The sequence below is a fragment of the Streptococcus mitis genome (assembly GCF_047465045.1).
Lineage (GTDB): Bacteria > Bacillota > Bacilli > Lactobacillales > Streptococcaceae > Streptococcus > Streptococcus mitis_DT.
This window is the reverse complement of record NZ_JASHAR010000031.1, coordinates 1-9,062: the sequence shown is the minus strand read 5'-3', so window position 1 is coordinate 9,062 and position 9,062 is coordinate 1. Positions and strand designations below refer to the sequence as shown.

The following is a 9,062-nucleotide window of genomic DNA, read 5'->3' as shown; positions in this document are numbered from 1 at the left end:
TATTTTTCGCTGAAAACTATTTTGATAAAGATTTTAGCCTATTTTGAGAATAGTAACGCTGAAGATATAAAAAAGACAAACATTAAAACGATGTTTGTCTTCAATCTGAAACAACGGATTTGCCGTTATTTTTTTGGAGATAAGGGACTATTGTCCCAGACTCTTTTTACTCTTTGTCAACTATAGTAGGTATTTATTTAATTAAGTTAGAGAGACGGATTTCATTTCTCATTTTTCTAGTATTAAATGAAATATAAATTTTAGATTTAAAACTTTTTTGATAAAAACCGAAGTCTGTAAATTTGTCTAGTATAATAATGGACATTTTAAATTTAAAAATGCTATAATGTGAGTTAGGGATCGATTACCTATGTAAAGCCATAAAATTGTGTAACTCCAGCTCAGAATGAAGGAATTTTCAAACTGCTAGGACTCGATCCTGTAATTACTATATAAATAAAAAAGGAGAAACCATGTATTCAAGAATGGAAAAAAATCACGGACAAAAAGTCCAGCGCTTTTCAATCCGTAAGTATAGTTTTGGTGCAGCATCAGTAGCTGTAGCAGCTTACATGATGTTCGGTGGAGCAGCAACTGTTCAGGCGGATGCTCAAGTTACACCAAAGACGGCATCTGATTCACAAACAGTCCCAGATGCAAGTAATCAAGCAGATTCAACCATGCCTCTAGCTTCGACTGAAACTGCTACACCAACAGCTGAGCAACCATCAACACCAGCGCCTGCAGCAACGCAACCAACAGCACCGACTGAAACACCAAAAGCCGAAGAAGCTCTAGCACCAGCTTCAAAGGCTGACACAAGCAAGTTGGAAGCAGCTATTGCTCGTTTAGAAGCAGCTTTAGAAAAAGCAGCATCAACTGAAAAAACAGCTTCAGCCATTGAAGTAGCAAAAGCAGAACTTGCTAAGGCTCAAGCCCTTTTGTCAAACGATAAAGCGACACAAAAAAAAGTTGATTTTTCAACAAGTTCATTGAAAAACAGAGCTTTTGTTCTTGAAAGTATGCCAAAAGCATCTGCAGACAAGAAGGAAGAAAAAGAAAATAAAAATCAAGATTCACGTAATGGAAAAGCTATTCCAGGACATGGTGAAAGTGGATTCAGAGATGCAGCACCAGCGACAGGATATAAAAATGATATTAATACTGTAAATACTGAATTAAAAGCTGCAATTGATAAAGTAAAAGTAGAAATTACAAAAGAAGAAGCTTTAGGTGAAGGTAAAACAAACAAAGAAAAACTAGATGTTTTACGTGCTATTGTAGCAAAAGCTGAAGAAGAAAAAACAAAAGCTACGACAGCAGTAGCAAAAGCTGATGCTACAGAACAAGAACTTCAAGCTGCATTAACAGAAGCAAAACAAGAAAAAGATAGATTAAACTACTATCTAACTAATGCAGAAAACTGGGGAGCACCAATTAACAATAATAGAGCTGGTTATGGTAATAACCCAGCAAACGGTGTTTTTGAAAGCATGAGTAACGGATTTGGTGAAGTTGATTTCTCTGGTCCTAAAGTAGAATCAAAAAGTAAAACTATTGAAGATCAAGTAAATAATCTTCAAAGTGAAAAACATTACGGTAAAGTAACTTACAATTGGAAGACTAAAAAAATCACTGCAGCAGAAGCTGAAGCAGGTGCATTAAACGGTTGGAAAATTGGTGGAACAAAAGACTATGTAAATGCTGTTAAGCCAGAAGCACCAACAGATTATACTGTTGCTGGTGATCGAACAGAAGCGCCAAAACCAGCGAAAGCTTATGATGACAATGGTAAACATGATGCTTCAACTGCTACTCAAAACCAACCAAATGCAGATGGTAAGTTCTTAGGTGGTGCGATTACTCTAGATGGAATGAAAAATGACGATAGAGGAAATGTTAAAGATAGAGATTACTATCTTGAATTAGGAAGTAAAGGTGTTACTTTATCTAAAGAATATGATGTAAACCCTAATTCTGAATTATTCTTCAATATGGTTTACAATGGAGCATATGGTAAAGCTGCACTTTCAAGTCAAGGTGAAGAATTAAGTGTAGAAATTACAGATGCTTACACAGGTAAGAAAATTGCTTCTATTCCAATGAGAGATGGAAGCACTCCAACGGAAGCTACAGGAAGACCAGCAGGATCAAATGAAGGAACACCTTCTGATAGTTGGAATAATATTGCAAGAATTTATCATGTTCCAGAAGGAACAAGTAAAGTTAAAGTTACCATCAAAGCAAAAGATGATGGTGATTTTAAAGGTGTTCAAGATGGATTCATTATCGGTGGTGTAGGAATTGCTACTGGTCCTGGTATGCAATTAACTACAAATGTTACTAGTGAAGGTAAGAGTGGAGAGTACGGATTTACAAAAGATAAATTATATAAACGTTCTCAAGAAGGTAAATTAAACCTTGAATTGAAAAACGTTGGTGGTGTTGAAAATACATTCCCTTACGGTGGTACATTTAACATTAAAGTACAAATTCCAAAAGGTGTTAAATTAGGTACAGTTGATACTACAAATTACAAAAAATTAGATCTATCTAAAGCAAATGGTGAATCTATTTGGACTGATCAAGGATACTTAACAAATGTTCGTTATGATGAAGCGACTAATACATTAAGTATGGATGTGAATGCAGTTCAATATGGTAAGAACAACCTAAAAGCCGCAGGGGAAACATCAAGAAAATTCTCAATTCCATTTACGACTGAAGATGATTATGTAGGAGATGCTACATTTAAAGTTACAGGAACAGGTGGAATGGGTACTCAAGATGCTCAAGGAAATAGAATTTACCCATGGTTATGGACTGGAGATAAAGGACCTTACGCTTATGATGGAAACTACAAAGCTAATGGATTAAGATGGTCAGATGATCCAGATTACTACTATAATAGAACAATCTATATTGATGCTCGTAAACCTAAATCAGCTACAGTTGAAGAAGTCCACACAGATAGTATTGTAGGAGATTCTGATGCGAAAAATCAAGATAAATACTTATTAGTAAATACAGGTGATGCACCAGGTTCATTAACTCCGTCAGATGACGAAATTAAAGCTAATCTTAAAAAAGTAGCTGATAATAATGGAGTTACTTTATCAGATGAAGAAATAGCTAAAAGAATTGCTGAAATTAAAAAAGCATTACAAATTGAAAATGAAATTGGTAAGAAAATCGAAATCACATTACCAAATAATGATGTTTTAGAATTAGAGAAAAAAGATGATGGTTGGTATCAAGGAGATACTAAAGTAGAAACAACGCCTGAAGGTAAATTAAAAGTAAGTCTTAAAGATGTTAGTCTTCATACACATGAAGGTAATGATAAGATTGCTGTAACTTCAGTTTCACCAGTAGGAAATGTTTCTGAGCCAAGTTATGCAAACATTGTCAACGAAGCTCCAACAGTAGCAGTTGAGAAAAAAGATTTATACGTTTATAAAACTAAAGAAGCTGATAAATGGAACAATGAGAAGGTTCTAGAAAAAGCGAAACCATCAGCAACTGACTTAGAAGATGATCGTGACGGAGTTGATTCTACTAAACCATCAATTGCAGTAAGTGATGCAGGTAACCTAGATACAACTAAAGTTGGTGATTACACTGTAAAAGTTCAATCAACGGATAGTGAAGGTAAGAAATCTACAGAAGCAGAAGTAACTGTTCACGTATTAGACTTAATTACAGTAGACCCAACAGTAACAACTGATCCAACAAATCCAAGTACAACAGCTCCAGTATCTCCAAAAACAGCAGATACACCTGTAAAAGATGGAGATGAAAATCTTGGTAAATATCCAGCAGGATTGACACGTAATGACTTAGTTAAAGAAGTAACACGTACAATTAAGTATCTAAAAGAAGAAGATGCTGATAAGGCTGATGCAACTCCTTTATATGCTGAAAAAGTACAAAAAGTAACATACAAACGTACAGCAACTGTAAACCCACAAACAGGAGATGTAACTTACTCTGATTGGCAAGTTTACAATGAAGCTGATAAATTAACAGATGCTACAGCTGATGGAACAAAAGGTAAATTCAATGCTGTTGATTCACCAGTAGTAGCAAACTACTTATTAGTAAATGCTACAGATAAAACAGTAGCTGCAGAAGTTGCACCAGTTCCTGGAGAAAATGGTACAGTAGATCCTGTAGTTAAAAAAGTTCTTTATAAAGAAATTGGTTCATTTACACCTGAGTATCCAGCTGGTAAGAAACCACAAGATGCACCAGATACAATTAAATATCCTAACAATCCAAATGATCCAACAAAACCTGGTGATTTCAGTAAGGTAGTTATTCCTTATGTAGATGGATATGTTCCAACATATAATGGAGTAGAATTAACACCAGTTGATCCTGCAGATCCATCTAAAGGATACAAAGTTCCAGACAACTTTGACCCAACTGATAAATTCGGTAAAACTCCAATTCAATATGCACCTGGAATTCAAAAAGCTACAGTTAAATTTGTTTCTGTAGATAAAGATGGTAAAGAAACACCATTAGATGAGAAATTCAATATTAATGATCTTTCAGGTAAAGCAGGAACAAAAATTCCAGAAGACAAAATTCAAGCTCGTCTTGATGTGTTAAAATCAATGGGTTATGAAGTGAATGATAATCCGTTTGCTAAACCTGACGCTGAAAAACCAACATTTGATACAACTGCAGATACTGATACTGAAATCAGTCAAAACTTTGTTGTTAAATTAACTCCAAAAGTTTCAACACCAACTCCTGTTTATGTCGTAGAAGGTGATAAGCCAACAACAGACAAACTTAAAGATGCGGTTACTACAAAAGGAAATGATAAAACTGTAGATGAATCTAAGATTCCTGAAACAAAAGGAAAAGTTGGAGATGATACATTAACTGTACCAGTAACAGTAACATACGGTTCAGGTGATAATAAACGTGAAGAAACAGTAAATGTACCAGTGAAAGTTGTTAAAGGATATCCACAATTAGTAGCAGTAAGTGAGGATAAGAAACAACCTTCTCCAGAAGATAATATTGATACTTCAGACTATCCAGATGACGCAACATATGAATACAAAGAAGAAGTAGATACAACAGCACCTGGAGATAAGAAAGTAACAGTAGTTGTTAAACAAGGGGATAAAGTACTAGTAGAAGTACCAGCAACAGTACGTGTAGTAGATAGCAAACCACAATTTGTTGTTGCAGACCCTAAGAAACCACAACCGGATGTTAAAGCAAGCATTACTCCAGATGAATATCCAACAGGAACTGAATTTGAATATAAAGAACCAGTTGATACAACAACAGCAGGTGAAAAAGAAGTAACAGTTGTAGCTAAATTAGATGGAAAAACAATTGTAGAAGTACCAGCTAAAGTAATGGTAGTAGATCCTAAGACACAATATGTGTTTGAAGACCCTGCAAAATCACAACCATCAGCTGATGAAAGTATCGATCCTGACCAATATCCAGAAGGAACTAAATTTACTTATAAAGATGGTGAAGTAGATACAACAACACCAGGAGATAAGAAAGTAACAGTAGTAGCTAAAGATGGCGAAGACAAACTTGTAGAAGTACCTGCAGTAGTTAAAGTATTACCATTAGTGAAACCTGAAGGATTAACAGTTCTTAAAGGAAGCGAAAACTTAGAAGCTGCAGTTAAAGCTAAAGCTGAAGAAGTAGTAGCTGCATTACCAAAAGATAAACTTCCTGAAGGTGTAACTGTAAAAGTTAAAGAAGTGAAAGCAGGAACTACACCAACAACAGCTGAAGTAACTGAAACAGGAAAACCAAAACCTGCGACAGTTGTTGTTGAATATACTGATGATAAAGGAAACGTTATTGGAACAAAAGAAGTAGAAGTACCAGTAACAGTAGTAGGATCAACACCAAAATCAGTAGTAGTATTCGAAGGTGATAAACCAACTAAAGCTAAAGATGCCGTAACACCAGGACAAGGTGGAACAGTTGGAGAACCAACAACATTACCAGAAACAGCTGGAAAAGCAGGAGCTACAGATGTAACAGTAGAAGTACCAGTAACTTATGACAATGGAAAAGTAACTGAAAAAGTAAAAGTACCAGTTACAGTATTACCAGTAGCAAAAGCGGACGTAACAGTAACTAAAGGAACAACTCCAGAAAAACTGAAAGAATTAGCAAAAGCTAAAGCTGATGAAGCAATTAAAGCAAAAGACTTTACAGATAAATTACCAAAAGATGCGAAAGTAACTGTAGGTGATGTAACAAAAGCTATTGAAGACAAAGTAACAGCTAAAAAAGGAACTGGAGTAACAACAGTAGAAGTACCAGTAACATACACAGTTGATGGAAAAGACTATACAACTACAATTCCAGTAACAGTCAATGTTAAAGGTTCAGATGTTAAACCAGTCTACGTTGTAGAAGGTGACCAACCAAAAGCTGATGATGTAAACAAAGCAATCACTCCTGATACAGATGGAACTAAAACACCTGTCACTGATGAAGATATCAACAAAGCTATCCCAACAACAGAAGGTAAAGTTGGAGCTAATGATGTTAAAGTAACAGCGAAAGTTACTTATAAAGATGGTGGAGAAGAAGTTGTAACAGTACCAGTAACAGTATTGCCAAAAGTTTCTCCAAAAGGTGTCGTCGTACCGAAAGATACTGATAAAGGTACACTTGAAAAAGCTGTTGCTGATAAAGTAAAAGAATCAGCTGAAAATACCAAAGGTTTACCAGAAGGTGTAACAGTAACGGTTAAAGAAACTCCATTAACAACTCCAGGAACAGAAACAGCGGGTGAAAAAGACTCTGTAACTGTAACAGTTGAGTATAAAGATAAAGATGGAAACATTATTGCTACTAAAGAAGTTAAAGTACCAGTAATCGTAACACCAAAAGTAACTCCGGTGGTAGTGGAAGTTGGAACTCCAGTCACAGCAGAAGATGTTAAGAAACATGTTGACCTACCAAAAGATTGGGAAATTACAAATGTTGGAGAAATTCCAGCGACAACAACACCAGGTGAAAAACCAACGGTGCCAGTAGAAGTGAAATTACCAAATGGAAAAACAATTACAGTACAAGTGCCAGTAATTGTAACACCAAAAGTAACTCCAGTAGTAGTAGAAGTAGGAACTCCAGTCACAGCAGAAGATGTTAAAAAACATGTTGACTTACCAGAAGGATGGGAAATCATCGAAGAGAACTGGGTAATTCCAACAACAGAAACCCCAGGAGTAAAAACTGCGGTTAAAGTGAAGGTGAAATTACCAACAGGAGAAATCGTAGTGGTAGAAGTCCCAGTAACGGTAATTCCTAAACGCATTCCAGAAACTAATCCATACAATGGAGATGGATATAACGGTGGTGGAAATGGTGGTAGCAACTACCGACCAACACCACAACCAGTTCCAACACCACAACCAGTTCCATCAACACCAGAGACTCCTGAACAACCTGCAACTCCTGCAGAACCAGGACAACCAACAACTCCAAATCAACCTGCTGTTCCAACACCAGCTGAAACTTCAGTACCAACTGATTCAGCTACTCAACCAGCAATACCTAAATATGTTGATGGTCAAAAAGAATTGCCTAACACAGGTACAGAAGCTAACGCTAACCTTGCAGCGCTTGGACTTCTTGGAGCCCTAAGTGGATTTGGACTTCTTTCTCGCAAGAAAAAAGAAGACTAAAAACTCATAGTTTTTGAGAAGATGATTCGTCATCTTCTTTTTTTATATCCGCTCCTTTTTCTTATAGTTTGAAACTATAGGGTTGCCTAGGAAAGAAGTGTTAGAGGGTACTAGCAGTTTTTGGTATAATGGAAGATATTTGAAAGAAAAGAGAAGTGATATGACACAGATTATTGATGGGAAAGCTTTAGCGGCCAAATTGCAGGGGCAGTTGGCTGAAAAGACTGCAAAACTAAAAGAAGAAACAGGTCTAGTACCTGGTTTGGTAGTGATTTTGGTGGGAGATAATCCTGCCAGCCAAGTCTACGTTCGTAACAAGGAACGTTCTGCCCTTGCGGCTGGTTTTCGTAGCGAAGTAGTGCGAGTTCCAGAGACCATTACGCAAGAGGACTTGCTAGACCTGATTGCTAAATACAATCAAAATCCAGCTTGGCATGGGATTTTGGTCCAGTTACCTTTACCCAAACATATCGATGAAGAGGCAGTTTTGTTAGCCATTGACCCAGAAAAAGATGTGGATGGTTTCCATCCCTTGAATATGGGTCGCCTTTGGTCCGGACATCCAGTTATGATTCCATCAACACCTGCAGGAATTATGGAGATGTTTCATGAATATGGAATCGATTTAGAAGGTAAAAATGCGGTCGTCATCGGTCGTTCAAACATTGTTGGAAAACCCATGGCCCAGCTTCTTTTGGCCAAGAATGCAACAGTGACCTTGACCCACTCACGGACTCATAATCTCGCTAAGGTTGCTGCAAAAGCGGACATTCTTGTGGTCGCAATCGGTCGTGCCAAGTTTGTGACTCCTGACTTTGTCAAACCAGGTGCGGTTGTTATTGATGTAGGGATGAACCGCGATGAAAATGGTAAGCTTTGTGGTGATGTTGATTATGAGGCGGTTGCACCACTGGCTAGCCATATCACGCCAGTTCCTGGAGGTGTAGGTCCTATGACTATTACTATGCTCATGGAGCAAACCTATCAGGCAGCACTTCGGACATTGGATATAGAATAGGAAAAAAGAACCTGAGACAAAATAGTTCTCAGCCACAAAAAAGCTAGAGATTTCCAATAGCGGAACTCTAGCTTTTTAATTTTGAGTCGTTCTCTTATTGTATTTGAGGAGGTTATTGGCCATAAGTATCAATCCCATGTCAATTCTCACTTGACGCGTCCCTCTCAGATTACATCTCTTGTAACCCAAACAAGCCTTTATCTGCCCAAAGACAGGTTCCACATCAATCTTGCGTTGAGCGAAAATCTGTCTACCTTCGGGAGATAAAAGCGTCTGGCATTCTTTAGTTTTTAAGTGCTGATAGCGTTCATTAATATACAGTCCCTTTTGAGGAGCTGATTCAGGTTCAT

Annotated in this window: 3 protein-coding genes; 2 read left to right on the top strand and 1 reads right to left on the bottom strand. The window is 37.0% G+C overall.

Annotated features, from left to right (window positions below; genetic code table 11):
* Positions 1-473: 473 nt before the first annotated feature.
* On the top strand, positions 474-7,694 hold the full coding sequence (locus QM409_RS10465) for a Rib/alpha-like domain-containing protein (RefSeq protein WP_414305706.1): 7,221 nt from the start codon (positions 474-476) through the stop codon (positions 7,692-7,694).
* A 160-nt stretch (positions 7,695-7,854) separates the two neighbouring features.
* Positions 7,855-8,712 (top strand): bifunctional methylenetetrahydrofolate dehydrogenase/methenyltetrahydrofolate cyclohydrolase, encoded by an 858-nt coding sequence (locus QM409_RS10460; RefSeq protein WP_414305707.1) that lies wholly within the window; start codon positions 7,855-7,857, stop codon positions 8,710-8,712.
* Between the two features lie 75 nt (positions 8,713-8,787).
* Here the strand turns inward: QM409_RS10460 and QM409_RS10455 are convergent.
* A partial coding sequence (locus QM409_RS10455; protein WP_414305708.1) for a transposase occupies positions 8,788-9,062 on the bottom strand: 275 nt, incomplete at its 5' end.

What these genes read in the sequence shown, in the direction of transcription:
- QM409_RS10460 (WP_414305707.1), top strand. Translation starts at nt 7,855, where the DNA reads ATGACACAGATTATTGATGGGAAAGCTTTAGCGGCCAAATTGCAGGGG.
- QM409_RS10465 (WP_414305706.1), top strand. Translation starts at nt 474, where the DNA reads ATGTATTCAAGAATGGAAAAAAATCACGGACAAAAAGTCCAGCGCTTT.